Origin of the sequence: Sphingomonas sp. YR710 (genome assembly GCF_900101455.1) — a bacterium.
Lineage (GTDB): Bacteria > Pseudomonadota > Alphaproteobacteria > Sphingomonadales > Sphingomonadaceae > Rhizorhabdus.
The window spans coordinates 145,419-170,059 of record NZ_FMZJ01000004.1; the positions used below are offsets into that span (position 1 = coordinate 145,419).

At 61.6% G+C, this 24,641-nt stretch carries 26 protein-coding genes and 1 tRNA gene; 12 read left to right on the forward strand and 15 right to left on the reverse strand.

All coding sequences use genetic code 11. The annotated features are described in order from the left end of the window. Positions 1-6 precede the first annotated feature (6 nt). Positions 7-1,515 carry a CoA-acylating methylmalonate-semialdehyde dehydrogenase gene (locus BLS13_RS06730; RefSeq protein WP_176943466.1) on the reverse strand — a complete coding sequence of 503 codons (1,509 nt, stop codon included), beginning with the start codon at positions 1,513-1,515 and terminating at the stop codon, positions 7-9. A 92-nt stretch (positions 1,516-1,607) separates the two neighbouring features. On the opposite strand from BLS13_RS06730, the gene BLS13_RS06735 reads away from it, so the two are divergent. Then, positions 1,608-2,495, forward strand: a complete 888-nt coding sequence (locus BLS13_RS06735; protein ID WP_256325743.1) for a LysR family transcriptional regulator — start codon at positions 1,608-1,610, stop codon at positions 2,493-2,495. An 87-nt stretch (positions 2,496-2,582) separates the two neighbouring features. Further along, a complete protein-coding gene (locus BLS13_RS06740) occupies positions 2,583-3,020 on the forward strand; it encodes a response regulator (RefSeq protein WP_093450846.1) in 438 nt (145 codons plus the stop codon). On the opposite strand, the gene BLS13_RS06745 is transcribed toward BLS13_RS06740, so the two are convergent. Then, the gene (locus BLS13_RS06745; protein WP_218123244.1) at positions 2,974-4,110 is read right to left on the reverse strand and encodes a sensor histidine kinase; all 1,137 of its coding nucleotides are present in this window, start codon (positions 4,108-4,110) and stop codon (positions 2,974-2,976) included. The genes BLS13_RS06740 and BLS13_RS06745 overlap by 47 nt on opposite strands. Positions 4,111-4,270: 160 nt before the next feature. Here BLS13_RS06745 and BLS13_RS06750 point away from each other — a divergent pair, with 160 nt between their 5' ends. The 9 genes from BLS13_RS06750 (at position 4,271) to BLS13_RS06790 (ending at position 11,567) form a co-directional block, all read left to right on the forward strand. After that, on the forward strand, positions 4,271-5,014 hold the full coding sequence (locus BLS13_RS06750) for a Crp/Fnr family transcriptional regulator (RefSeq protein WP_093450848.1): 744 nt from the start codon (positions 4,271-4,273) through the stop codon (positions 5,012-5,014). 115 nt (positions 5,015-5,129) lie between these two features. Next, positions 5,130-5,921 (forward strand): response regulator, encoded by a 792-nt coding sequence (locus BLS13_RS06755; RefSeq protein ID WP_093451024.1) that lies wholly within the window; start codon positions 5,130-5,132, stop codon positions 5,919-5,921. Between the two features lie 112 nt (positions 5,922-6,033). After that, positions 6,034-6,204, forward strand: a complete 171-nt coding sequence (locus BLS13_RS06760; RefSeq protein ID WP_371128189.1) for a CsbD family protein — start codon at positions 6,034-6,036, stop codon at positions 6,202-6,204. 299 nt (positions 6,205-6,503) lie between these two features. Next, positions 6,504-8,048 (forward strand): phospholipase D-like domain-containing protein, encoded by a 1,545-nt coding sequence (locus BLS13_RS06765; protein ID WP_093451025.1) that lies wholly within the window; start codon positions 6,504-6,506, stop codon positions 8,046-8,048. 58 nt (positions 8,049-8,106) lie between these two features. After that, on the forward strand, positions 8,107-9,504 hold the full coding sequence (locus BLS13_RS06770; RefSeq protein ID WP_093450851.1) for a M20/M25/M40 family metallo-hydrolase: 1,398 nt from the start codon (positions 8,107-8,109) through the stop codon (positions 9,502-9,504). Between the two features lie 66 nt (positions 9,505-9,570). Continuing rightward, positions 9,571-10,326, forward strand: a complete 756-nt coding sequence (gene dapB, locus BLS13_RS06775; RefSeq protein ID WP_093450852.1) for a 4-hydroxy-tetrahydrodipicolinate reductase — start codon at positions 9,571-9,573, stop codon at positions 10,324-10,326. A 4-nt stretch (positions 10,327-10,330) separates the two neighbouring features. Beyond that, positions 10,331-10,993 carry an endonuclease III gene (nth, locus tag BLS13_RS06780; RefSeq protein ID WP_093450853.1) on the forward strand — a complete coding sequence of 221 codons (663 nt, stop codon included), beginning with the start codon at positions 10,331-10,333 and terminating at the stop codon, positions 10,991-10,993. 15 nt (positions 10,994-11,008) lie between these two features. Beyond that, positions 11,009-11,404: a hypothetical protein gene (locus BLS13_RS06785; RefSeq protein ID WP_256325744.1), complete on the forward strand. Its 396-nt coding sequence runs from the start codon at positions 11,009-11,011 to the stop codon at positions 11,402-11,404. 86 nt (positions 11,405-11,490) lie between these two features. Continuing rightward, positions 11,491-11,567, forward strand: a tRNA-Arg gene (locus tag BLS13_RS06790). Between the two features lie 168 nt (positions 11,568-11,735). On the opposite strand, the gene fabZ is transcribed toward BLS13_RS06790, so the two are convergent. From fabZ to rpsB, 11 genes are all read right to left on the reverse strand, one after another. Next, entirely contained in the window at positions 11,736-12,206 is a 471-nt protein-coding gene (fabZ, locus tag BLS13_RS06795; RefSeq protein ID WP_037527681.1) for a 3-hydroxyacyl-ACP dehydratase FabZ, read from the reverse strand. Between the two features lie 13 nt (positions 12,207-12,219). Further along, positions 12,220-12,864, reverse strand: a complete 645-nt coding sequence (locus tag BLS13_RS06800; RefSeq protein WP_093450856.1) for an OmpH family outer membrane protein — start codon at positions 12,862-12,864, stop codon at positions 12,220-12,222. Further along, positions 12,864-15,452, reverse strand: coding sequence for an outer membrane protein assembly factor BamA (bamA, locus tag BLS13_RS06805; RefSeq protein ID WP_093451026.1), 2,589 nt, complete (start codon positions 15,450-15,452; stop codon positions 12,864-12,866). Before bamA ends, BLS13_RS06800 begins: the two co-directional genes overlap by 1 nt. Positions 15,453-15,576: 124 nt before the next feature. Then, a complete protein-coding gene (locus BLS13_RS06810) occupies positions 15,577-16,710 on the reverse strand; it encodes a M50 family metallopeptidase (protein WP_093450857.1) in 1,134 nt (377 codons plus the stop codon). Next, positions 16,707-17,870: a 1-deoxy-D-xylulose-5-phosphate reductoisomerase gene (locus BLS13_RS06815; RefSeq protein WP_093450858.1), complete on the reverse strand. Its 1,164-nt coding sequence runs from the start codon at positions 17,868-17,870 to the stop codon at positions 16,707-16,709. Before BLS13_RS06815 ends, BLS13_RS06810 begins: the two co-directional genes overlap by 4 nt. Next, positions 17,857-18,666: a phosphatidate cytidylyltransferase gene (locus BLS13_RS06820; RefSeq protein ID WP_093451028.1), complete on the reverse strand. Its 810-nt coding sequence runs from the start codon at positions 18,664-18,666 to the stop codon at positions 17,857-17,859. Before BLS13_RS06820 ends, BLS13_RS06815 begins: the two co-directional genes overlap by 14 nt. Positions 18,667-18,673: 7 nt before the next feature. Next, on the reverse strand, positions 18,674-19,420 hold the full coding sequence (locus BLS13_RS06825) for an isoprenyl transferase (RefSeq protein WP_093450859.1): 747 nt from the start codon (positions 19,418-19,420) through the stop codon (positions 18,674-18,676). Further along, positions 19,417-19,974 (reverse strand): ribosome recycling factor, encoded by a 558-nt coding sequence (gene frr / locus BLS13_RS06830; protein WP_093450860.1) that lies wholly within the window; start codon positions 19,972-19,974, stop codon positions 19,417-19,419. The genes BLS13_RS06825 and frr overlap by 4 nt, the downstream gene beginning before the upstream one ends. A gap of 13 nt (positions 19,975-19,987) precedes the next feature. Beyond that, positions 19,988-20,701: a UMP kinase gene (pyrH, locus tag BLS13_RS06835; protein ID WP_093450862.1), complete on the reverse strand. Its 714-nt coding sequence runs from the start codon at positions 20,699-20,701 to the stop codon at positions 19,988-19,990. Positions 20,702-20,841: 140 nt separating this feature from the next. Continuing rightward, positions 20,842-21,774, reverse strand: a complete 933-nt coding sequence (gene tsf / locus BLS13_RS06840) for a translation elongation factor Ts (protein WP_093450863.1) — start codon at positions 21,772-21,774, stop codon at positions 20,842-20,844. A 94-nt stretch (positions 21,775-21,868) separates the two neighbouring features. Next, entirely contained in the window at positions 21,869-22,621 is a 753-nt protein-coding gene (gene rpsB, locus BLS13_RS06845) for a 30S ribosomal protein S2 (RefSeq protein ID WP_093450865.1), read from the reverse strand. 241 nt (positions 22,622-22,862) lie between these two features. Here rpsB and BLS13_RS06850 point away from each other — a divergent pair, with 241 nt between their 5' ends. Continuing rightward, complete coding sequence (locus BLS13_RS06850; protein ID WP_093450866.1) at positions 22,863-23,096, forward strand: hypothetical protein; 234 nt, start codon at positions 22,863-22,865, stop codon at positions 23,094-23,096. Here the strand turns inward: BLS13_RS06850 and BLS13_RS06855 are convergent. Together BLS13_RS06855 and BLS13_RS06860 are read right to left on the reverse strand one after the other, a co-directional pair. Next, positions 23,044-23,832, reverse strand: a complete 789-nt coding sequence (locus BLS13_RS06855; protein ID WP_093451029.1) for a CDP-alcohol phosphatidyltransferase family protein — start codon at positions 23,830-23,832, stop codon at positions 23,044-23,046. The two genes, BLS13_RS06850 and BLS13_RS06855, sit on opposite strands and share 53 nt — an antisense overlap. Beyond that, on the reverse strand, positions 23,832-24,566 hold the full coding sequence (locus BLS13_RS06860; protein ID WP_093450868.1) for a phosphatidylserine decarboxylase: 735 nt from the start codon (positions 24,564-24,566) through the stop codon (positions 23,832-23,834). The genes BLS13_RS06855 and BLS13_RS06860 overlap by 1 nt, the downstream gene beginning before the upstream one ends. Positions 24,567-24,641: the final 75 nt, after the last annotated feature.

Genomic DNA, 24,641 nt, shown 5'->3' on the forward strand with positions numbered 1-24,641 from the left:
ACGACATTACGACATTGTCGGGATGATGAACGCGCTTTCGCCGGTGCCGCCGCCGTCGGGCCAGCGCTGCGTCACCGTCTTGACCTTGGTCCAGAAGCGCAGGCCTTCCATGCCGTACTGGTTGTGATCGCCGAAGCCCGAACGCTTCCAGCCGCCGAACGAGTGATAGGCGACAGGCACCGGGATCGGCACGTTGATGCCGACCATGCCGACGTTCACGCGCTGGGCGAACTCGCGCGCAGCGTGGCCGTTGCGCGTGAAGATCGCGACGCCGTTGCCATATTGATGCTGGCTGGGAAGCGCGAGTGCCTCCTCGAAATCCTTCGCGCGGACGATCTGGAGGACGGGCCCGAAGATTTCCTCCTGATAGGTCCGCATCGTCGTCGTGACCTTGTCGAACAGGGTCGGTCCAACGAAGAAGCCCTTCTCATGCCCCTGCAGGTTGAAACCACGGCCGTCGATGACGAGTTCCGCGCCCTCGTCCACACCCATCTGGATATAATTTTCGACCTTCGCCTTGTGCGCGGCGGTGACGACCGGCCCGTAATGCGCCTCCTTGTCGGTCGAGATGCCGACACGCAGCGCCTGGATCGCGGGAATCAGCATTTCGCGCAAACGATCGGCGGTGTCCTGGCCCACCGGAACGACCACCGGCAGCGCCATGCAACGCTCGCCCGCCGAACCGAAGGCCGCGCCGCACAGATCGTTGACGACCTGATCCATATCGGCGTCGGGCATGACGATGCCATGGTTCTTGGCGCCGCCCATCGCCTGGACGCGCTTGCCGGCGGCAACGCCGCGCTGATAGACATAATGCGCGATATCGGACGAGCCGACAAAGCTGACCGCCTTGATCTCGGGATGATCGAGGATCGCGTCGACCATTTCCTTGTCGCCCTGCACAACCTGCAGGATGCCGTCGGGAAGGCCGGCTTCGGTCATCAGCTCGGCCAGCCGGATCGGCACGGAAGGATCGCGCTCCGACGGCTTGAGGATGAAGGCATTGCCGACCGCGATCGCCATCCCGAACATCCACATCGGGATCATGCCCGGGAAGTTGAACGGCGTGATCCCAGCGACGATGCCGAGCGCCTGGCGCATGCTATAAACGTCAATGCCGGGGCCCGCGCCCTGCGTCAATTCGCCCTTCAGGACATGCGGGATGCCGCAGGCGAATTCGATAACCTCGAGGCCGCGCTGAATGTCGCCCTTGGAATCCGCGATCACCTTGCCATGCTCGGCAGAGAGCATGTGCGCCAGCTCTTCCATGTTCGCCTCGATCAGCTCCTTGAAGCGGAACATCACGCGCGCCCGGCGCTGCGGATTGGTCGCTGCCCATGCCGGCTGCGCCGCCTGTGCGAGCGCCACCGCCTTGTCGAGATCGGCAGGCGTGCCGAGCCCTACCCGGGCCTGCACTTCGCCATTGTTCGGATCGAACACGTCGCTGAAGCGGCTCGCGGGGGCCTGGGCGCCGCCGGCAAGATAATGGGAAATTTCGCGGATTGCAGTGGCCATATCGATCTCCATTCTTGCAGCGCCTCTTGGCTTTCCGCCGCCGCCCACGCAAGCCCTTGGCGGTGCAGATCTAACCTGCAATAATGCAGGCCATGCGCTGGGATGACCTTCAATTTTTTCTGGGCGTCGCCCGAACGGGCCTGCTTGCCTCAGCCGCACGGCAGCTCGGCGTTGATGCGACGACCGTCGGGCGGCGCATCCGCAGGCTTGAGGAAGCCTTGGGCCAGACCTTGTTCGAACAGAGCCGCGACGGCCACAGCCTTACCGAATCCGGCCGCAAGCTGCTCATTCAGGTCGAAGCGATCGAGCGTTCGGCCAATGCGATCGGCGGGGATTCCGGTGACGATGGCGATCAGGTGCGCGGCCGGCTCCGGATCAGCGCGTCGGAAGGCTTCGGCACCTGGCTGGTCGCCCATCATCTCGGGCAGTTCGCGGCGGCCTATCCCGGCGTTTCGATCGACCTTGCGGCGAACAGCGGCTTTCTCGATCCGTCCCGCCGCGAGGCCGATGTCGGCATTTTGCTCGGCCGGCCGCAACGCGGACCGCTGATCACCAAGAAGCTGACCGATTATACGCTGCGGGTTTACGCCTCGCGCCACTATCTCGCCGCGGCCGCTCCGCTGACCGAGCCGGTCGATCTGCGGCGACATGTTCTGGTCGGCTACATTCCCGACCTGCTATATTCGCCCGAACTGCGCTATATGGACGAAGTTCTTCCGGGTATCGAACCCAGGCTAAGATCATCGAGCATCAATGCCCAATATCGGCTGATCGCGGCCGGCGCCGGCGTGGGCGTCCTCCCCTGCTTCATCGGCGATCGCGATCCTTTGCTGGTGAGAATCCTGCCGGCGGTGCGGATCATGCGGTCCTTCTGGCTGGTAACGCATCAGGACACACGCCATCTGCCGCGCAACGGCGTGTTCGTTCAATGGCTGTCTGCGCTCGTCCAGCAGCGTCGCGACTGGCTGCTGGGGGATTGAAAATCCGCGGTATTTCGGGGAACCGCAACGCCTTCCGCCACGTTCTGATCGGGATAAACGATTTGTTTCTGTAGCGCTGGATTTGAGATGGCACGTGTACTGATCGTCGAGGACGAAATTTTCGTGGCTCTGGACCTCGAAAACATCCTCATGTCTTCGGGGTTTGCCGTAAGCGGCATCGCCGCCGATCAGGCGTCGGCGCTCGCCTTTGCCAGCGTCAGCGATGTCGCGCTGGTCGACGTAAACCTCCGCGATGGGCCGACCGGTCCCGCGATCGCCCGGACCCTCGCTCGCCAATATGGTATCAGTATCATATTCGTGACTGCAAACCCTGCCCAGATCGGGGAGTTCGAAGATCTGGCCCTCGAAGTCGTCAACAAGCCGTTCCGGGCTGATGCTATAATCTCATCGGTTCAGCATGCTGCAACGCAGGCCGAACGCAGCTTTCGCTCTACCAGCAGGGATGACGGTGGCACCTTCATGCCCCTTTACCTGAACGAGTCATCACGTCGACGGGAATCCTGATATCGGCACGGAAGCCCTGTCGATTCCAATTCCGCGAAATTGCGCCACCGAGCTGCCGTTCCACACTGAGACGAATAAGCTTCGTACCAAATCCCTCATGCGCGGGTGCATCGGCCGCCTGACCGCCCGTTTCGTTCCATTCCATTCGCCACTCATTCCCTTCCCGACGAATGTGGAGCCCCACGCTGCCGTCGATCGCCGCCAAGGCACCATATTTGACCGCGTTGGTCGCCAGTTCATGAAAGATGAGTGCGAGCGGCGTTGCCGAACGATCATCGATATCGGTATCTTCGCCGTCGATCACAATCCGGGCTCCACGACGATCATGATAGGGATGGAACAACTCCTTGAGCAGGCCATGAAGGCTTGTGTGCCTGTATCCTCCCTGCGATTGCGCGTGGCGCGGACGTACGAAATCATGCGCTCGCCCCAAAGCGAGAACGCGATCGCGCAGATCCGCCAGCGGTTCAACGAGTTCCGGACGGCCGCGGGAGGATAGGCCCACTAATCCCGCGATCACCGAAAAGATGTTCTTGATGCGGTGGCTCAATTCCTGCGTCACGGCCTCGCGATCTTCGATGGCGCGACGTTGATCGTCGATATCGGTGCACGTCCCGAACCAGCGCAAGATGGCTCCATCCGGATCACGGATCGGCATGGCGCGGGACACGACCCAACGATGTCGGTCCTGATGATGGACCAATCGATATTCGGCTTCATAGGGCTCACCGGCATATATGGCGTGCTGCCAAGTCTCTCGGGCATGGAGGCGATCATCTTCATGGATCAAATCGATCCAGCCATCACCATCCGCCACGCCGATCTTCGATCCCGTGAATTCATACCAGCGCGAATTGTGGTAATCGTGCAAACCGTCGATTCTAGCTGACCACAACATATGCGGTACGGCATCGGCCACACGATCGAGGTGCTCCATCGTGAATTCAGGTCTCGCCAAGCGGCCACGGCGCCGACGGCCGAAACCGGATTCTTTGCGGGCTTGTTCGGGAACCTCGCTCACGCCACTCCATTCCCCGGAGATTGTCGACCGGTTCAGTTCATGTCCGGCATGTGCAAGCACCGGCTTCATCCTGTCCAACCCTCGGCGGCGCGGCATGTTCCTATGCGCGGGATGGACCGTTTATCCGTCGCACTTCGTTCCGGCCGTGCACTTTTTTTCGCGCCCGAAGTGTCGCGCAGTGAACGGAACTGCGAAATGCGCGTTCCCGCTCCCCCGAACGGAGCACATTATGATCGACGTCAAAACCGCTGCACGCAACCGCCTGCTGGCGACCCTGCGCCAGAAAGATCTCGAAATATTGGTGCCGGGACTATCGCTGCATGAATGCACGGCCGGACGCATTCTTCAGGAAGCCGGCACTAACGTCACGCATGTATGGTTCCCGTGCGATGCAGCCGCCGCATCCTTCGTGGTCGCCGCAGACGACAGCCATGTCGTCGATACCGCGCTGATAGGTTCCGAAGGCGCGATCGGCGGCATCGTCTCGAACGGCCGACTTCCGGCATTCGCCCGGGCCCATGTCCAGTTCGGCGGCAGCTTTCTGCGCATGCACCTGGAGACGCTGTCCGCGGCGAAAAGCCGATCGATGATGATCGCCAATTGTTTTGCCCGTTATTCCGATTGCCTGGTCGCTCAGTTGTTCCAGTCGGCGGCGTGTAACGCCACGCACACCATCGCGCAGCGCCTCGCCCGCTGGCTCCTCGCCACCCGAGACAGGACAGGCCGCAACGATATCAGCATCACTCAGGAACAACTCGGTGAAATGCTAGGTGTGGGACGCAGCTTCATCAACCGTTCGCTCCGCCAGTTCGGGCTGAAGGGGATCCTGACATCACGACGGCGGCGGATCGCGATTGTGGATGTGGAGGGGCTACGGTCGATCGCGTGCGGGTGCAACGATCGCATTCGGCACCATTTTGAAGAGGTGCTGGCTGGTGTCTATCCGAACGAAGCAGAATTTCCGATAACGTGATCGGACCAGCCGGGCGTGGCAAAGGTGCAACTATAAGCCGGCATGCCGCGTTGAGCGCACTGAATATGCCGTTCGATCTGGGATCGCGCGATGAAGCCAGAGGATTATGCAGCTCGTGTCACTTGGTCAGGAATTGGCGCCCCACCTCCCATTTTTGCGGCGCTATGCCCGCGCTCTGACAGGCAGCCAGTCTTGCGGCGACCAACTTGTCCGATCCACGCTTGAGGCGATCGTGACCGCTCCAAATGGTTTTCCTCGTGATATCGATCCCCGCCTTGGCCTCTACCGCGCCTTTCTCGATATTTGGAACGGTTCGTCTATCGAGCAGCATAGCGAAACATCTGGCAGCGGGGTCGAATCGGTTGCCAGGCTGCGGCTGGCCAAAATGGCACCGAATTCGCGCCAGGCCCTTCTGTTGACTGCCATGGAAGGCTTTACGGCCGAGGATGCTGGCTATCTAATGGGCATTTCTCGTGAGGAAGTCGATCAGCTTGCCGCTGACGCACTCGCAGAGATTGAGCGGCAGACGCTCGCCAAGGTCTTGATTATCGAGGATGAACCGCTGATCGCGATGGACCTCGAATCGCTCGTTAGGGATCTGGGCCACGATGTCTCGGCGATCGCGACGACACATAGCGAGGCGGTCGAAGCAGCGGTGGCACATCGACCGACCCTGGTGCTCGCCGACATTCAGTTGGCCGATGACAGTTCCGGCATCGATGCCGTGAAGGACATTCTGAATGAATTCGCTGTCCCTGTGATCTTCATTACGGCCTTTCCTGAACGGCTATTGACTGGGGATCGCCCGGAGCCGGCCTTCCTGATCACGAAGCCATTTCAGAGATCTTCGGTCAAGGCAGCGATCAGCCAGGCCCTGTTTTTCGACCGGAAAACCATCCCAGCCTGATTTCATGAGCTAACGACTACATACGGAACATATAATAAAAACAATCGTTTATTAATCACCCTTCACAAAGGGCCTCATTCCAAATTGCCGAAAGGAACACGCCGTGGGTGAAATGATAGATAAAGCCAAAGGCCTCGCAAACGAGGCGGCAGGCAAGGCGAAGCGCGCGATCGGCGAAGCGACCAACCGCCCTGATATTACCGCAGACGGTGATCGACAGGAAGCCAAGGGCGACCTGCAGAAAGCCAAAGGCGACGTAAAGGGTGCGATCAATCGCATCTGAAACGAAAATCGCCACAATATGGGCCGTCCTCTTCGTGAGGGCGGCCCATCTTTATGCGCGCAATTCGGGCCGCGTTCGTTGATCATAGAACTTGGCACTCACGAACGTCCTCCCCAAACAGGGCGTCGATGCGATCGCGGGCGCACGCATTGGTCCACGCTGAAGCGATGTACAGTTTCACGAGAACGCGGCCCCCGAGTTCGATTTGAACGATCGCGGCAACGAAGCTATCAAATATACGTTGGGGTCCATATCACGCGATAAAGTCGAGGATGCTGCATGCCGGCCGGGATGATGTGATGGAGGATCTTTTCGTTCCCGGACACAATTGCTGGAAGATCGAGCAGGCGGACCGCGTCGCCGTCATCATCGATGCTGCCGAATATTTCAGGGTCGTGCGCGATGCGATGCTGCGGGCACGCGAGCAGATCGTCATTGTCGGATGGGACGTCGATCCCCGGATCTTACTTGATCCGGAAGAACCCGCCGGCGACAGTCCCAATTGTCTGGCCGAGTTCATTCCCTGGCTGGCCCGGGAACGGCCGGGGCTAAAGATCAACCTGCTGATCTGGAATATGGGCGCTTTCAAGATGCTGCTGCGCGGATCGGCGATCTGGACGCTGGTCCGATGGCGCGTCGCGCGGCGCATCGACATCCGGTTCGACAGCAACCACCCCATCGGGGCCACCCATCACCAGAAGATCGTGGTGATCGACGACAGCATCGCCTTTTGCGGCGGCATCGACATGACCTCGGATCGCTGGGATACACCCGAGCACCGGGATGAAGATCCGCGCCGGATCAAACCGAACGGAAAGCCCTACGCGCCATGGCACGACACGATCGCCGCCGTCGAAGGTCCGGCGGCGGCGGCGCTAGGTGAGCTTGCGCGCGAACGCTGGCATCGCGCGACGCGCCGCCACCTCGCCGCGCCCACACAGCATAGGGAAATCTGGCTCGATCGGTTGATTCCGCTGGCCGAAGATCGCCGGATAGCAATATCCCGGACGGTCCCCAAGACATCGGGCGTCCGCGAAGCGCGCGAAATCGAGGCGCTGTATGTCGACCTGATCGGGCGCGCAAAGCGGTTCATCTATGCCGACAATCAATATTTCGCATCGCGGCGCATCGCGGAAGCGCTGGCAGAACGGCTTGGCGCCGCCGATGGGCCCGAGATCGTCATCGTCAACCCCTTCTCCGCCGACGGCTGGTTGCAGGAAAAAGCGATGGGGAGCGCACGCGCTGAACTGATGTTTGCGCTGATCGAAGCCGATACATACGACAAATTCCAGATTTATACGCCGGTGACGCGCAGCGGCACCGCAATCTACGTCCACGCGAAGCTAATGATCGTCGACGATTGCGCGCTTCAGATCGGATCTTCGAACATGAACAACCGCTCGATGGGGCTCGACAGCGAGTGCGATCTGGCGCTGGCCGGCGGCGATAGCGAAGACCCCGACCCGGCGATACGCAACTTGCGCGAAACCCTGTTGGCCGAACATCTCGGCGTGGCGCGGCAGACCGTGACCGAAGCGTTTGACCACACCCATTCGCTGATCGCGACGGTAGAAACGCTGCGGGGGCGCGGCAAGACGCTAGTGCCATTCGAGCCGGCGCCACTTGACGGGACGACGCTCGCGCTCGGGGCGAGCGAATTGCTCGATCCGGAGTCGGTCGACGAGCGCTTCGAGCCCTTGTCCAATCGGGGGCTGTTTCGCGGATTCCTTCGCCGCAGCACCCGAAACCTTTTCGAACGGATGCGTGAACGGCGGCGACGGCGGCGCGAACGCAATCGCGGGCGCTGGCGCAAAAGGCTCCGCCACCTGCTCCACCGCGATTGACGGCGGGGGCGCTGAGCGACAGTCTCGATCCATTCGGAATCGTGACACGAGGATTGCCATGCGCCAACAGATCAGCCGCTCAATCCTGGCATGCGCCATAGCCCTGGCCATCCCGCTTGCCGCCCCCGCCACGGGCCGCCCGACGATCGCCGCGGCACAGCATGCCGAGACCCTCGCCTTGTGGAAGGCGTTCATTGCGATCCCGACCGTCCAGGGCCGTGGCAGGACGATCGACATGGCAAACGATATCGCCGATCGGCTCCGCAAGGGCGGCTTTGCCTCCGAGGACGTGATCGTCGAGCCAATGGGTGACACGGCTACGCTCGTCGCCCGCTACCGTGGCAGCAGCAAGGGCAAGCCGATCCTGCTGTCGGGCCATATGGATGTGGTCGAGGCGCGCGCATCGGATTGGACCCGCGATCCGTTCACGCCGATCGAGGAGAATGGTTATCTGTACGGACGCGGCGCGCTCGACATGAAATTCGGCGATGCAGTGATGATCAGCACCTTGCTCCAGTTGAAGCGCGAAGGCTTCCACCCAGCGCACGACATCATCGTGCTGCTTTCCGGCGACGAAGAAACCGAAATGGCGACCACGATCGCGCTCGCGAAGAAATATGGCGATGCCGAAATCCTGCTCAACGCCGACGCCGGCGGCGGCCTGCTCGGGCCAGACGGCAAGGCGATCGCCTATGAATTTCAGGCGGCCGAGAAAAGCTATGCCGATTTCGAGATCAGCGTGACCAACCCCGGCGGGCATAGCAGCCGGCCCAACGGCACCAACGCAATCTATGATCTTGCGCAGGCGATCGATCGGATCGCCGCCTACACCTTTCCGACGCAGGCGAGCGACCTGACCCGCGCCTTCTTCCGCGCCACCGGGCCGCAGGTCGGCGGGGCGCTGGGCGCCGCCATGCTGCGCTTCGCCGACGATCCCACCGACAAGAGCGCCATCGCGACGCTTTCCGCCGATCCCGAATATATCGGGCAAATCGGTACGACCTGCGTCGCAACGATGTTGTCGGGTGGGCATGCGCTCAACGCGCTGCCGCAAAAGGCCAGTGTCTCGGTCAATTGCCGGATATTCCCCGGCGTTTCGGTCGATAGCGTCAAGGCCACGCTGCGCAATGTCATCGCCAATCCCAAAGCCACGATCACCACCCTGGGACAGCCTTTGGCCAGCGACGGCTCTCCGCTCCGCCCCGATCTGCTCAAGGCGATCCGGAAAGGGATCGATCTCAGCCATCCCGGATTACCGATCGTGCCGCAAATGTCGGCGGGCGCGACCGACAGCCTGTATTTCCGCGCGGTCGGCGTGCCGAGCTACGGGGTCGGTGGCATGTTTCTGAAACCCGAGGACGATTTCAGTCATGGGCTCAACGAACGTGCGCCAATCGCCAGCATCGATCCGGCGCTTCTGCTGTGGCACAGCCTGCTGACCGATCTTTCGAAATGACGACTCGACCTTGCATGCCCCTGCCCGCTCCCCCATGGAGCGCGCTGGCAGCTATGGAATGAGTATATGACGACGATCGGGATTCTGGGTGCGAGCGGCCGCATGGGCATTGCCATCACCGATGTCGCCGCGGCCGATGGCATTGAAGTCGCCGGAGGCATAAACAGCAAAGGCGCCGTTTGTGGGCCGTATGCCGACGCCATGGCGTTGGCGACGGGCTGCGACGTGCTCGTCGATTTCTCCGTACCGACGACGCTCTCCGGCCACCTTGCCGCCGCCCGTGCCGCCGCCAGGCCGATCGTGATCGGCACCACAGGCCTGACGCCCGAACACCATGCGATGATCGACGAAGCCGCGCTTGAAATCGCTGTGCTTCAGGCGGCGAATACGTCGCTGGGCGTCAACCTGTTGTGCCATCTGGTACGCGAAGCGGCGGCAAGGCTCGGCAGCGAGTGGGACATCGAGATCGTCGAGATGCATCACCGCCACAAGGTCGATGCCCCGTCGGGTACAGCCTTGCTGCTCGGCGCGTCGGCCGCCGAAGGCCGTGGATCAACGCTGCAGCAGCTGAGCCGCTTCGATCGGATCGGCCATGGCAATGACAAGCCCCGCGAGGAGGGAACGATCGGCTATGCCTCGCTGCGCGGCGGATCGGTTGCTGGCGACCATCAGGTGATCTTCGCGACCGACCAGGAGCGGATCGAACTTGGCCATCGCGCCGACAATCGATCGATCTTCGCGCGCGGCGCGGTGAAGGCGGCGCTCTGGCTCGCTGGCCGCCCGGCCGGCCGCTACACGATGGCCGACGTGCTGGGGCTTTGAGACAATGAAAAGGGCGGATGTTTTCGAATTTTACCGCCGACTGGCCGAGACCGACCCGGCGCCCGAAACCGAACTGCAATATGTGAACCCCTTCACGCTGCTCGTCGCGGTCGCGCTCTCGGCGCAGGCCACCGACATCGGGGTCAATAAAGCCACCAAAAGGCTGTTCCAGGAGGTGCAGACGCCGCAGGCGATGGTCGCGCTGGGGGAGGATGGCCTCAAACAGCATATCAAGACGATCGGTCTGTTCAACACCAAGGCGAAGAACGTCATCGCACTATCGCAAATGCTGATTGACGAGCATGAAGGCGAAGTCCCGGCCGATCGCGATGCGCTCGAAAAGCTGCCCGGCGTCGGCCGCAAGACCGCCAACGTCGTGATGAACGTGGCCTTCGGCGCGGAGACGATAGCGGTCGATACCCATATTTTTCGGGTCGCCAATCGAACCGGATTGGCGAAGGGCAAGAATGTGCTCGCCGTCGAGCTCGGGCTGGAAAAGGTGACGCCGGCGCCCTTCCGGAGCCACGCGCATCATTGGCTAATCTTGCACGGCCGCTATATTTGCAAAGCCCGCACGCCAGAATGCTGGCGCTGCCCGGTGGCCGATCTGTGTGCCTTCAAACCGAAGACGCAGAGCCCTCGTGGCAAAGAGAAGCGGGCAAGCTAGGAAGAGGAACCTATCATGGCACGTGCATCCCGAATGATATTCGCAGCATCGCTCGCTTTGGTGACATTGATCGCAACCGACGCCATCGCCCGGCCGCTCAAGCCGGAGGAAGAAGCCCGGATCAAATCCGTCGGCAAGCCGGTCGATTGCCTGCCGCTGCAATCGGTTCAGGACTCGCGTGTGCGCGACGATCAGACGATCGATTTCTATGCCAGCAATCGCAGAGTGTATCGCAATCGCCTCCCGCAAAGCTGCCCCCAACTGGGCTCCGAAGAACGATTCGCGTTCAAGACGTCGCTGCAGCAGCTTTGCTCGGTTGACATCATCACCGTCCTCACCGGGCCTGGCCTGACCCGCGGCGCATCCTGCGGGCTCGGCAAGTTCCAGCCGATCACCGGCGCGCCGCGTTAGTCGGCCGTCCCGCATGCAATCTGCGCGAGCATGCGCTTTTGCACTGGCACCCGCGGATAGCCTTTGCTAAGCGCACGGCCTGTGCTGCACCCGTAGCTCAGCTGGATAGAGCGCTGCCCTCCGAAGGCAGAGGCCACACGTTCGAATCGTGTCGGGTGCACCAATTTTCAATGACTTCTCTCGCGGCGGATCACCGCGCATGAGGCATTATGGCGAACGTCATTCGCCTCGTCGCTCATCGCGCGCACGGTACTGCCCGTTCGCATCGTGATCAGGCCGAATTCTTTTGGAGAGGTCGCGCGCAACTGCCAGCGCGACCTCTTCGGTTTCGTCAATCCTTGGGCGGATCGGCGATCATCGCAGTAAAATTGGCCTGCGCGGCGAGCTTGTCGCCAAGATAGGCCTTGCCCTCGAACTTGCAGACGCTCGCGCGCTTCTGGACAAAGGCGACATCGAGCCGCAACAGCACGCCGGGCTCGACGGGTGTACGAAACTTCACATCGTCGATCGACATGAAATAGACGAGCTTGCCGCTACCGGCCAGCCCGAGCGATTCGACCGCGAGCACACCCGCCGCCTGCGCCAACGCCTCGACGATCAATACGCCCGGCATGATCGGGCGCCCGGGAAAATGGCCGTTGAAGAACGGCTCGTTGATCGTCACCGCCTTGATCGCCGAAATCCGCTCGTCGATCACGAGTTCGAGAACCCGATCGACGAGCAGCATCGGATAACGATGCGGAATCGCCGCCATGACCCGCCGGATATCCAGCGGGCCAAGTACGGTCTTTTCAGCCGCCATATCGCTCAAGCGATCAGCGTCCGGCAGGTGCCGCGGCATCGGCGCGCGGCTGGCCCGGCTGCCAGTTGGCCGGCGGCGTGATCGACACGCTGGGCACCAGCGCGTTGAGCTGGGTAATGACGTCCGGGGTCAGATCGAAACCACCCTGGACCGCGCTGATCGCTTCAGGCTTCAGCACGATGTTCACCTTGCGGGCCGTCATGGCACCCTTGACGGCGGGCTCCAGCTTGTCGCCGACCTGCTCGCGCGCAAAAGCGGCGGCGCGCTCATAAGGAGCCGCCATCCGCTGCAGCTCGGCCTGCGCACCCTGCACCTTCTGCTGATAAGCGCCGGCCTTGGCTTCGAGCGTGGCGCGCGGCGTCGTGGGCGTGCGCTGCAGCCCCTCGATTTCGGTCGCGAGCGGCTTCAACTCGGCCTGGAGCGCCGCCTGACGCGCCTGCACGGCCGCAATCTGCGTCTTGTAGCTTGTCTGGATCTGCCCGACGGCCGCTTTATAGGCTGCCGACTGCAGAACCGCGCCGTCGATATCGAGTACGGCGATCGAAGCGGCCGGCGCTTCGGCGGCAGGCGCCGCGGCGGGAGCCGCAGCCTGAGCCATGAAGATCGGCGCTACGGCAACGCCGGCGGCAAGCGCCGCAACCTTGAGCAAGAATTTCATCAGAATTGGGTCCCTACATTGAACGTGAACAATTTGGTGTCGTCGCCCTTCTGCTTGAGCAGGGCCTTGGCGATATCAATCCGGAACGGGCCGAATGGTGAATTCCAGTTTACGCCGAAACCAACAGACAGGCGTGGCTTGGCGCTGCTGGAGAAATAGTCCTCGCGGAACGGTGTCTTAGGATAAATTACTCGCGTCGATCCGGTGGCCGGCTGTGATGCCGATGTTATAGTAGTCACGCCGCTGGCGTCCGTGTCCTGCCATAGCAAAGCGCCGTTAGCGTCCGTGGCCTGCTGGTTCAGTCCAACGCTATTCGTGGCAGGCCGACGAATGCTAAATACCGAGCCGGCGTCCATGAAGATGGAAGGCCGAAGCCCCAATTCACGCGCGCCATTGCCCAAAGGCAGTTCGAGTTCGAGACGTCCCTTATAATATGCGTTACCGCCGAGAGCATCATCGGTTGTGCTCGATGTATCGGCACCCGTCGTCGTATCAAGATAGGTTCGGACCACGCGGGGCCCGACGCCGCGAATGTCGAAGCCACGCATCTGTGGTTCGCCGAGGAAGAAGCGATCGGTAAGACGGATGTCTTGGCCCAATCCCTTGATATATCCTCCTTCAAGCCCTGCCGAGAGGACAAAGCCGGATCCCAGGCCCCAATATTTATCGGCGTCGAAAGTGGTCTTGACATAGCGGACATCGCCGCCGAGCCCTGCAAAATCTTGGCTGAATACGACACGCTGGCCGCGCGTCGGTCGCAGTCGATTGTTAAGATTATCGAACACCAGCGAATAGCCGACCGATGAGGTCAGTCGCTTACCGATCGCGTCGCACAGATAACGACCAGCTTTGTCCGAATCGCAAACACCGCTAGTGTAAAACGTCGCCTTATCAAGCGAAACGTCATCGTAACTCAGCCCATAACGCATCGCGAGCGTGATGAACTCGGTCAGCGGCACGCCGGCGCGGATCTGGAAGCCGGTGGTCGTCTGCTGATAGGTGGTATTGCGTTGATTATTGCTGTTCAGGTTGAACGAATTGTAATCGCGGCGGAACAGATCGAAACCAACGGCGATGTTGCGATCGAACAGATAGGGCTCGGTGAAGCCGAGTTCGACCGACTTCGAATAAGTCGAATAGCTGACGCTCGAACGTATCTCCTGGCCCTTGCCCATGAAGTTTCGTTCCTTGATCGACAGATCGACGATGAACTTCTCAAGGCTCGAATAGCCGGCCGAAACCTGCAATTCACCCGTCGACTTCTCTTCGACATTGGCCTCCAGCACGACGCGATCGGGCGCCGAGCCGGGTTTCTGTTCGACCTCGAACTTCTCCTGGAAAAAGCCGAGCGACTGGATGCGATCGCGCGAGCGCTTGACCTTGAAGCTGTTGAACGCATCGCCTTCGGACAGGCGGAATTCGCGGCGGATCACCTTGTCCTTGGTGTGGGTATTGCCGTTGATATCGACGCGTTCGACATAGACGCGCGGCGCCTGATTGATCTTGAAGACGACACCCATCGTCTTCGCGTCCTTATCGCGATTGAAATCGGGACGGACATCGGGGGTGAAGCCGAACAGGCCGGTCGCGTTGGTGATGGAGTCGACGGTGTCCTCCACCATCTTCGCATTGTACCACTGCCCCTTCTTCATCGGCAGCAGATTTTTAAAATCCTTCGCCTTGATGTCGCGGATCTCGCTTTCGAGATCGACATCGCCGAATTTGTAGCGATCGCCTTCCTCCACCACATAGGTGATGATGAAGTCCTTCTTGTCCGGCGTCAGCTCGGCAACCGCGGAAACCACACGGAAATCGGCATAGCCGTTGGTCAGGTAGAACTGGCGCATCTTCTGCTGGTCGTACGACATGCGATCGGGATCGTAGCTGGTGCCCGACGAAAAAATCTTGGTGATGCCCGTCTGCTTGGTCGCCATTTCACCGCGCAGGCGGCCATCGGAAAACTTTGTGTTGCCGATGATGTTGATCTTGCGGACCTTGGATTTGTCGCCTTCGTGAATCTCGAAGATGATGTCGACCCGGTTCTGATCGAGCAGCACCATCTTGGGCTCGACACTGGCCGCGAACCGGCCCTGGCGGCGATACAGTTCGATGATCCGCGCGACATCGGCGCGCACCTTCGATCGTGTGAAGATCTGGCGGGCGGCGAGCTTGATCTCGGGATTGATCTTCTCGGCCTTGATCCGCTTGTTACCCTCCAGCACGATCCGGTTGATCACCGGATTTTCGCGGACCTGGATCGTAAGGTTTCCGGTGCCATCGTCGCGAATCTGCACGTCGGCGAACAATTCGGTCGCGTAGAGATCCTTCAGCGCCTGATCGAGCTGTTCGCGGGTATAAGGTTCGCCCGCGCGCAACTTGACATATGATCGCACGGTATCGGACTCGAGGCGCTGGGAGCCCGATACACCCACCGTCTTGATGATGCCGGAACCGGGCGCCACGACCGGAGCGGATGGCACGGCCCCGGCAGGCGGCACGGCCGCTGCAGGCTTGGGAGCCCCAACATCCTGGGCAAGGACCGGCTGGGCAATTCCGCCCAGCATCGTTCCGACGAGAAGCAGCGGCATGAACCGCGCCTGATGAAAATTCGTCGTCGTCGCCGTCACGCGTCCCCGCCTTCTCTAAAAATGCCGACGCCGTCTCCAGATCGCGGAAACGGTACCGCCGTGCGCATGCACTGCCCGATCATGCTCAACCGATCAACCCGGCAAGCCGCTCCCACGCATGGAAGGAGAGAAGATCGTTAAGCGTTACGAATATCATGAAAGACAATAATACCGCCAAACCGGACCGGAATGCCCATTCGATCGCCCTTTCCGGCACTGGCCTTCGGGCAACGCCCTCGAACAAGTAGAAAGCAAGATGCCCCCCATCGAGCATGGGGATTGGCAACAGGTTGATGAATCCCAGATTAATCGAAATGAGCGCCATCAACAGCACGGCGTTTTTCCAGCCGAGAGTTGCTTGTTGCCCAGAGACTTGCGCGATCTTCAGCGGCCCGCCAAGTTCTTTCACAGAACGGCGCCCGCTGATAATCTGCCCCAGTGTATCGATCATCGTGCGGACGATCCCGATCGTCTGCTTCGTGGCAGCCGCCGGCAGATCGATCAGCGGAACCGGCGCGATGATCTGTTCGCCCGATATGATGCCGATCGCGCCTTTCCGGAATTCGTTGCCGAACCGATCGCGCTCGACATCCGCGTGCGTTGTCAGCGTCAGGTTCTCCGGCCGGCCTGCGCGCAGATAATCGATACGCAAGGATTCATCGGGGCGAAAACGAACGATGTCGGCCAATTCGTCGAAGGTCTCGACAGGCCGGCCGGCGACTGCGGTAATCCGATCACCGATGTGGAGCCCCGCCGCAACGGCGGCCGACTTTTCGACTAACCCCGCCACGATTGGCGGCGTGCGCGGTTGCCCATAAGCCGCGAAGAAGGCCATGAAGATCAGGATTGCGACAATGAAATTGGTGATTGGCCCGGCGAGCACAATCAGGAAGCGCTGCCACAAAGCCTTTGCCGGGAATGTCCGCGCCCGCTCATGCGCGGGTAGCGCCAACCATTCGGCGGTGGGCTGGCTGGCCGGATTCATGTCGCCAGCGAATTTTACATAGCCGCCCATCGGTAACCACCCAAGTTTCCAGCGGGTGCCCCGAACGTCGGTATAGCCGATAATTTCCCGCCCGAAACCGATCGAAAAAGCATCGGCCTTGACGCCGCACATGCGCCCGACCGCGTAATGCCCCAGCTCATGGAGAAAGATCAGCGGCCCTATGACCAACAGAAAAGCAAGAATAGTAAATAGGATACCGGGTTGATCTATCATACAGTCTCAAGCTCAATCACCGCTTTCGCCGTCGCGCGGGCTTCGGCATCGATCGCGAAGACGTCGTCAAGACATGCGGGGCGCGCCGGATCGCACCGATCGAGAGCCTTGCGCACCGTGGCCGCGATATCGAGGAAACCGATCCGCCCTTCGAGGAAGGCCGCCACCGCTACTTCATTCGCGGCGTTGAGCACGGCCGGCCGTGCACCGCCTGCCGCAAGCGCTTCATGCGCCAGCGCCAGCGCCGGAAAACGTTCAAGATCGGGCGCCTGAAACTCGAGCCGGCTGAGGGCCGCCAGATCCAGCGGCTTGCACGGCGTGGGCATCCGCGCCGGCCAAGCCAGGCAGTGCGCGATCGGCGTGCGCATATCGGGTGTGCCGAGCTGGGCAATTACAGATCCGTCAATATATTCGACGAGCGCGTGTACCACCGATTGCGGGTGGACGATCGCGTCGAACTGGTCGGCCCGAAGCGGGAACAGGTGAAAGGCCTCGATCAATTCGAGCCCTTTGTTCATCAACGTTGCCGAATCGACCGAAATTTTCGCGCCCATGGACCAGTTCGGATGCTTCACTGCCTGCGCCGGCGTGACGCTGCGCATCGCCTCGAGCGACCAGTCGCGAAACGGACCGCCGCTGGCGGTCAGTGTGACTTTGCGGATCCGCTCGGGCGCAGCGGCGTCGAAGCACTGAAAGATCGCATTATGCTCCGAATCGACCGGCAGGATCGTCGCGGCGTACCGGCGCGCAGCGTCTGTCATCAAATCGCCGGCAGAGACGAGCGATTCCTTGTTCGCAAAGGCCACCACGCCGCCGGTTTCGAGCGCCGCCATCACGGGCTTCAGCCCGGCGATGCCGACAATCGCCGCCATCGTCCAGTCGGCAGGGCGGCCGGCGGCCTCCATGATCGCCCCCTGCCCCGCGCCAACCTGCGTGGAGGTTCCGGCCAACGCGTCGCGAAGCTTGCCATAGAGGGCCTCGTCGCCAATGGCCGCGAAAGCCGCACCGGTTCTTCGGGCTGCGGCCGCAAGCCCTTTGACATCGCGTTGCGCCGTCAGCGCCTCGACACGGAATTCCTGCGGATTGCGCTCGACCAGATCGAGCGTCGATGTACCGATCGATCCGGTTGCCCCCAATATGCTGATCTTACGCTGGTGCATAAAGCATTCCCGTCGCCACCCCTGCCGCCACCAATATGGCGACAGGTACCACCCCGTCCAGTCGATCCAGCGCGCCACCATGTCCGGGCAGCAATTTGCCGCTGTCCTTGACCCCGGATCGCCGTTTCAGCCAGCTTTCGAAAAGATCGCCGCCCTGCGCCGCTACCGCAAGCGGCGCACCTAGCAGCCAGAAGATGTGCGGCAGCTGAACCATCCATCCCAGTGCACCGCCGATCAGCTGGGCCGCGATCATGCCACCGATCAGCCCCGCCCAAGTCTTGTTGGGGCTTAGCCGGGGCGCGAGCTTTGGTCCGCCGATCGCCCGCCCGGCAAAATAGGCGCCGATATCGGTCGCCCAGACGATCACAAGCGTCCAAAGCGCGAGCCACAGCCCCTGATCCTGCTGCCGCAGATAGATCAAAGACAATGCAGGGAGCACCACGTACAGCAGCCCCCCACCCAAACGTGCGCTGAAGGTGACCACCGCCAGCAGGATCGCACATGTGCCGGCCAGATCGACCGCCTGAACGGCAAGCAGCCTTTGCCAGCTCGCAAAATAGCCATGGTCGACGAACAGCAAGGCATAAGCCTGCATCGCCGCGACCAGCAGCAAGGCCAACACCAGTTTCCAGCGCGCCGCCTTCATCATGCTCGCCCACTCGAACATCATCGCCAAAGCGAGCAACGATATCAGCGCCCAGAAGGCGAGGCCGCCCAGCGCCAATGCGCCGAGCGCGACAATTGCCATGATCACGCCCGAAATGACGCGCGTGCGCAGTTCGGAGTTGGCGGCCATTTTCGGGTCAGCGACCGCCGAAGCGGCGTTCCCGCGCGCCAAAGTCGGCGATCGCGGCAGCCAGCTTCTCGCCGTCGAAATCCGGCCATAATGTGTCGACGAACAGCAATTCGGCATAAGCCGCCTGCCAGAGGAGGAAATTCGAAAGGCGCTTCTCGCCCGATGTCCGGATTAGCAGATCGAGCGGTGGCAGGCCGTTGGTATCGAGCCGCGATTCGATCGCGTCGACATCGATCTCATCCGGCGCGAGGCGCCCGTCTGCGACGGCGCGAGCGATATCCCGAACCGCGCGCACCATCTCATCCTGCGAACCATAATTGAGCGCCAGCACGAAATTGAGGCGGCTATTGCCGGCAGTCTTGCGAATACCTTCCTCAATCAGCACCACAAGATCCTGATCCAAGCCATTGATATCACCAATGGATGTCAGCCGAACTCCATTACGATGCAAATCTTCGATCTCGTTGCGCAGATAATGCCGCAACAGACCCATCAGATCGGATACCTCGCCGGGCGTCCGCCGCCAATTCTCCGACGAAAAAGCATAAAGCGTCAGAACCTGCAGCCCCATGTCGGCTGCAGCCCGCACGGTTTTGCGAACGGCCTCGGCGCCGGCCCGATGTCCGGCAACCCGGGGCAGAAAGCGCCTTTTGGCCCAACGGCCATTGCCATCCATGATGATCGCCACATGGCGTGGCCCTACCCCCGTGCTATCCACGGCATTAGCGGCAGAGCTGGCCGAAAGGCCCGTCACTTGTTCAGGATTTCCTTTTCCTTCGCCGTGGCTGCCGAATCGATTTCGGCGATAGTGGCGTCCGTCAACTTCTGAACCTCGGTTTCGCGACGCTTCCGCTCATCCTCGCTGATCTCGCCCTTCTTTTCGTCGACCTTCAGCGAGTCCATACCATCACGGCGGACGTTGCGAACTGCAACGCGCGCCTTTTCGGCATATTGGCTGGCCAGCTTGGCGAGCTCCTTGCGGCGCTCCTCGGTCAGATCGGGGATCGGCAGGCGCAACGTCTGACCATCCATGATCGGATTGAGGCCGAGCCCCGCCGATCGGATCGCCTTGTCGGCAGGGCCGACGTTGGAACGGTCCCACACCTGCACCGAGAGCATGCGGGGCTCGGGCGCGGTCACGGTCGCGATCTGGTTCAGCGGCATATGCGCACCATATACCTCAACCGTCACCGGATCGAGCAGATTGACCGATGCACGGCCCGTCCGCAATCCGACGAGATCGCTCTTGAGCGATTCGACCGCGCCAGCCATGCGGCGCTCGAGATCGGACTTGTTGAATGCGGCCATTATCGTTTTCTCCTCAATTTTGCACGACCGTGGCGATGCCTTCACCCGCGAGCACCCGAGCCAGATTGCCCTCCTCGCGAATGTTGAAAACGACGATCGGAATATCATTGTCGCGGCACAACGCGATCGCGCTCGCGTCCATCACCTTCAGGTCATCAGACAGCACCCGGTTGAAGGTTACGCTGTCATAACGCGTGGCGGTCGGAACCTTTTTCGGATCGGCATCGTAAACACCGTCGACCGACGTGCCCTTGAACAGGGCATCGCAGCCCATCTCGGCCGCCCGCAGCGCCGCGGCACTGTCGGTGGTGAAATAGGGATTGCCGGTGCCCGCCGCGAAGATGACGATCCGCTTCTTTTCCATGTGGCGCTCGGCGCGGCGACGGATGAAGGGCTCGCACACCGTGTTCATCGGGATGGCCGACTGCACGCGCGTATCGACACCGATCTGTTCGAGCGCATTCTGGACGGCAAGCGCGTTCATGACGGTCGCGAGCATGCCCATATAATCGGCGCTCGTGCGATCAAAGCCTTTGGCCGCGGCCGCCAGCCCCCGGAAAATATTGCCGCCGCCCACGACGAGGCATAGCTCATGCTCTTTGGCGACGCCGGCAATTTCCTTGGCAACGCGGGCCACCGTGTCGGGATCGATGCCGAATTGTCCGCTTCCCATCAGCACTTCGCCGGACAGCTTCAGCAGGATACGATTGAAGCGCGGGCGTGACATAAGCGAGGCGGTCCTCTTGGTCTGCTGTCGGGAGGGCTGGCGCGGCACCTTAGTGGCGGCTTTCGTGCCTGCCAAGCGGGCATGAAAAACGGCCCGCCTCACCGGTTGGAAAACCGGGAAGCGGGCCGCTATTGGCGCGTTCAGGCCTTGACGGTGCCCGCTGCCGCCGCGACTTCCGCTGCGAAGTCGCTCGTCGCCTTCTCGATGCCTTCGCCGAGCTGGAAGCGAACATAGTCCTTCAGCACGATCGAACCACCGGCCGCCTTGGCAGCAGCAGCCACGACCTGGGCGATCGGAGTCTTGTTGTCGATCACGAACACCTGGCTGAGCAGCGCATTCTCCTTGCGGAATTTTGCGACCGAGCCCTCGACCATCTTCTCGATGATGTTGGCGGGCTTGCCCGATTCGGCGGCCTTCTCGGTGGCGATCGCGCGCTCGCGCTCGATCAGCTCAGGATCGAGATCGGCTTCGTTCAGCGCCTGCGGGAAAGCGGCCGCGATGTGCATCGCCAACTGCTTGCCGAGCGCAGTCATCGCGTCAGCCGGCGCATCGCCTTCAAGCGCAACGAGCACGCCGATCTTGCCGAGGCCCGGGGCCGCGGCGTTGTGGACATAAGGCACGACCGCGCCCTGGCTCACTTCTACGACCTTTGCACGACGCAGCGCCTGATTCTCGCCGATCGTGGCAATGTTCGAGGTCAACTTCTCGATGACAGTGCCGCCACCCGGATAGCCGGCCGCCGCCAATTCGGCGATCTCGCTGCCCGTGGACAAAGCGAGGGCCGAAACGGTACGGACGAAATCCTGGAACTGCTCGTTCTTCGCGACGAAATCGGTTTCCGAATTCACTTCGACGGCGGCGCCCTTCAGGCCCTCAACGGCAACGCCGACGAGACCTTCGGCAGCCGTGCGGCCGGACTTCTTGGCGGCGGTGGCGAGGCCCTTGGTGCGCAGCCAGTCGATCGCGGCTTCCATGTCGCCACCATTTTCGGTGAGCGCCTTCTTGCAGTCCATCATGCCGGCGCCCGAGCGCTCGCGCAGATCCTTGACGGCAGCAGCGGTGATGTCCGCCATATCTTGTCCTTTCTCACATTCATGCGGCAAGGGGTGACGTCTCCGCCACCCCTTCCGTGTGTATAAAGCCGTCAGATGACGGCTGTGCGGCCGATCAGGCCAGCGCTTCTTCCACCGGCGGCTCGACGGCAGCGCCGAAATCTTCGCCACGGACGACCCGGCTGTCATTGCCGCCGCGGGTGGCGGCTTCGGCGATCGCATCGCAATAAAGGCGAATTGCGCGGGCTGCGTCATCATTGGCCGGAATCGGGAAAGCGATACCGTCCGGGCTGACGTTCGAATCGAGGATCGCGACGACCGGAATACCGAGCGTATTGGCTTCCTTGATCGCCAGCTCTTCCTTGTTGGCGTCGATCACGAACATCACGTCCGGAATGCCGCCCATGTCGCGAATGCCGCCCAGCGACAATTCGAACTTGTCGCGCTCACGGGTGAGCTGCAGCACCTCCTTCTTGGTGAGGCCGTGCGTGTCGCCCGAAAGCTGCTCTTCGAGCTGCTTGAAGCGCTTGATCGAGCCCGAGATCGTCTTCCAGTTGGTGAGCATGCCGCCCAGCCAGCGATGGTTGACATAATGCTGGCCCGAACGGCGGGCAGCCTCAGCGATCGGCTCCTGCGCCTGGCGCTTGGTGCCGACGAGCAGAACCTTGCCGCCATGGGCGACGGTCTGCGCGACGAAATCGAGCGCGCGCGCGAAAAGCGGCACGGTCTGCGAAAGATCAATGATGTGAACGCCGTTGCGATCGCCGAACAGATACGGCTTCATCTTCGGATTCCAGCGGTGCGTCTGGTGGCCGAAATGTGCGCCGGCGTCGAGCAACGCCTGCATGGAGACGGTGGGAGCCGCCATAGGATTTTCTCCTTACCCGGTTTGAACCTCTGTGGGGCGGGAACCGGGAAACCCGGCACCGGTATGGATGCCCCACATGTGGAATGGGCGCGCTCTTATGCGACCTGCCGTGCGAAATCAAGGCTTGACGAACAGGAACAAATCATGAACATTGGGAACAACAAGCCGTTTCAGGCGCTTTGGCTCCCGTCAGGACAGGCCGGAACGAGGGGGACGGACGACAGAATAAAGGACGAAGACGATGCTTCATGTTCTTTCCTTCGCGCTGTTTTCCACCGTGCTGGTCGTGTCAATCGGTGCCATTATCACCACCATCCGGGCCGATCTGCCCTTGATCATGCGCGCGCTCGGCGTCGATCCGCTGCCGGCCCCGCCCATCCGCCCAGAAGGCGAGCGCAGGCCGATACGGATCGTGCGCGTCGTCAGGCAGCCTCTGTCGGGACAGATGGCTCTGTCACAGCGCGCCGCCGCCTGAATCGCGCGTACGACATGACGCTGAACGGGATCGTGGACAGATAGAAAAGCATCAACAGGCCCAGCGTGGGCCAGGGCTCGGTCACCAGAGCACCACCTGCTAACGCCACGAAGGCCAGCGCCGGCAGGCGCCAGGCGCGCGCGATATGCAGTGACGACCAGCTATAGGTCGCCAGATCGGATATCATCAGGAAACCGCACATCGCCGCCCAGCCACAAATGAAGAGCGGCTCGCGAAACAGCGTGAAATCGGTCCACAGCCACATCGCAACGGGCACGAGCATCAGGCCCGCCCCGGTGGGCGCCGGGACGCCGGTCAGAAACCCGGCCGATTTGCGCGGCGACTCGACCTTGTCGAGCGTCGCGTTGAAGCGGGCAAGCCGTAGCGCCGCGCAGACGGCATAGCCCAAAGCGAAAATCCAACCGAAGCGCGGAAGGTATTGGAGCGACCACAGGAACATGATGATGGCGGGAGAAACGCCGAACGCAATCACGTCCGACAGCGAATCGAGTTCGGCGCCAAACCGGCTCTCCCCCTTGAGTAGCCGCGCGATCCGCCCGTCGAGCCCGTCCAGAATCCCGGCGACGAGAATCGCGATCAACGCCTTTTCCCAATCCCCGCCGATCGCGAAGCGAACGCCGGTAAGACCAGAGCAGAGCGCCAGTACCGTTACGGCATTCGGTGCAACAGCACGCGCCGGAATGCCCCGCCTTATATTCTCGCGGCGCGGTCGCATCATTGCGCCGTACCAACCGTCCGTTCGCCCTCGCCAAGCTTCGCGATGACCGTTTCGCCAGCGATCGTGCGCTGGCCGACGGTTACGCGATGGCCCGTACCGGCAGGCAGGAAAACATCGACCCGACTGCCGAAGCGAATCAGGCCAACCCGCTGGCCGAGGCCGACCGTCTCTCCGACCGTTACGAACGGCACGATTCGGCGCGCTACCAACCCTGCGATCTGGGTGAAACCGATGCGTGTGCCATCGGTCGCTTCCACCAATATATGCTGCCGTTCATTTTCCTCGCTGGCCTTGTCGAGATCGGCGTTGAGGAATTTTCCCGCAATATAGGCGATGCGCTTGATCGTGCCGGCAATCGGCGCGCGATTGATGTGGACGTCGAACACGCTCATGAAAATCGAAACGCGGGTCATCGGGCCATCGCCCAGCCCGTCTTCACCGGCCATTTCCTTGGGCGGCGGGACGGTAACGATCATCGTGATCAGTCCGTCTGCTGGCGCGATGACCAGCCCGTCTCCCAAGGGCGCGGTGCGGATTGGATCGCGGAAGAAGGCTGCAACCCAAACCGTAATCCCAGCCATCGGCCAGGCAAGTGTCTCCCAGGCCACGAGCGCGAAAATCAGTGTGATAACCGCAGCGATCAATACGAACTTGCGGCCTTCTGGGTGAACGCTGGGCCAGCGCCACTTGACGGAGGTGGAACCGAGATCCGGAGTGTTGGGAGATGTCATAGCGCCATCCTAAGGCGGACATGCCCGAGTGACAATCGTCCGCGCCAATTCCAACATGCGCCCCGGCAGCTGATA

What these genes read in the sequence shown, in the direction of transcription:
- tsf (WP_093450863.1), bottom strand. Translation starts at nt 21,774, where the DNA reads ATGGCGGACATCACCGCTGCTGCCGTCAAGGATCTGCGCGAGCGCTCG.
- BLS13_RS06750 (WP_093450848.1), top strand. Translation starts at nt 4,271, where the DNA reads ATGATCGACGTCAAAACCGCTGCACGCAACCGCCTGCTGGCGACCCTG.
- dapB (WP_093450852.1), top strand. Translation starts at nt 9,571, where the DNA reads ATGACGACGATCGGGATTCTGGGTGCGAGCGGCCGCATGGGCATTGCC.
- BLS13_RS06860 (WP_093450868.1), bottom strand. Translation starts at nt 24,566, where the DNA reads ATGACATCTCCCAACACTCCGGATCTCGGTTCCACCTCCGTCAAGTGG.
- fabZ (WP_037527681.1), bottom strand. Translation starts at nt 12,206, where the DNA reads ATGGCGGCTGAAAAGACCGTACTTGGCCCGCTGGATATCCGGCGGGTC.
- BLS13_RS06855 (WP_093451029.1), bottom strand. Translation starts at nt 23,832, where the DNA reads ATGCGACCGCGCCGCGAGAATATAAGGCGGGGCATTCCGGCGCGTGCT.
- rpsB (WP_093450865.1), bottom strand. Translation starts at nt 22,621, where the DNA reads ATGGCGGCTCCCACCGTCTCCATGCAGGCGTTGCTCGACGCCGGCGCA.
- pyrH (WP_093450862.1), bottom strand. Translation starts at nt 20,701, where the DNA reads ATGTCACGCCCGCGCTTCAATCGTATCCTGCTGAAGCTGTCCGGCGAA.
- BLS13_RS06765 (WP_093451025.1), top strand. Translation starts at nt 6,504, where the DNA reads ATGGAGGATCTTTTCGTTCCCGGACACAATTGCTGGAAGATCGAGCAG.
- BLS13_RS06760 (WP_371128189.1), top strand. Translation starts at nt 6,034, where the DNA reads ATGATAGATAAAGCCAAAGGCCTCGCAAACGAGGCGGCAGGCAAGGCG.
- BLS13_RS06785 (WP_256325744.1), top strand. Translation starts at nt 11,009, where the DNA reads ATGGCACGTGCATCCCGAATGATATTCGCAGCATCGCTCGCTTTGGTG.
- BLS13_RS06735 (WP_256325743.1), top strand. Translation starts at nt 1,608, where the DNA reads ATGCGCTGGGATGACCTTCAATTTTTTCTGGGCGTCGCCCGAACGGGC.
- nth (WP_093450853.1), top strand. Translation starts at nt 10,331, where the DNA reads ATGAAAAGGGCGGATGTTTTCGAATTTTACCGCCGACTGGCCGAGACC.
- BLS13_RS06770 (WP_093450851.1), top strand. Translation starts at nt 8,107, where the DNA reads ATGCGCCAACAGATCAGCCGCTCAATCCTGGCATGCGCCATAGCCCTG.
- BLS13_RS06810 (WP_093450857.1), bottom strand. Translation starts at nt 16,710, where the DNA reads ATGATAGATCAACCCGGTATCCTATTTACTATTCTTGCTTTTCTGTTG.
- frr (WP_093450860.1), bottom strand. Translation starts at nt 19,974, where the DNA reads ATGGCCGCATTCAACAAGTCCGATCTCGAGCGCCGCATGGCTGGCGCG.
- BLS13_RS06815 (WP_093450858.1), bottom strand. Translation starts at nt 17,870, where the DNA reads ATGCACCAGCGTAAGATCAGCATATTGGGGGCAACCGGATCGATCGGT.
- BLS13_RS06850 (WP_093450866.1), top strand. Translation starts at nt 22,863, where the DNA reads ATGCTTCATGTTCTTTCCTTCGCGCTGTTTTCCACCGTGCTGGTCGTG.
- bamA (WP_093451026.1), bottom strand. Translation starts at nt 15,452, where the DNA reads ATGCCGCTGCTTCTCGTCGGAACGATGCTGGGCGGAATTGCCCAGCCG.
- BLS13_RS06820 (WP_093451028.1), bottom strand. Translation starts at nt 18,666, where the DNA reads ATGGCCGCCAACTCCGAACTGCGCACGCGCGTCATTTCGGGCGTGATC.
- BLS13_RS06800 (WP_093450856.1), bottom strand. Translation starts at nt 12,864, where the DNA reads ATGAAATTCTTGCTCAAGGTTGCGGCGCTTGCCGCCGGCGTTGCCGTA.
- BLS13_RS06745 (WP_218123244.1), bottom strand. Translation starts at nt 4,110, where the DNA reads ATGAAGCCGGTGCTTGCACATGCCGGACATGAACTGAACCGGTCGACA.
- BLS13_RS06730 (WP_176943466.1), bottom strand. Translation starts at nt 1,515, where the DNA reads ATGGCCACTGCAATCCGCGAAATTTCCCATTATCTTGCCGGCGGCGCC.
- BLS13_RS06740 (WP_093450846.1), top strand. Translation starts at nt 2,583, where the DNA reads ATGGCACGTGTACTGATCGTCGAGGACGAAATTTTCGTGGCTCTGGAC.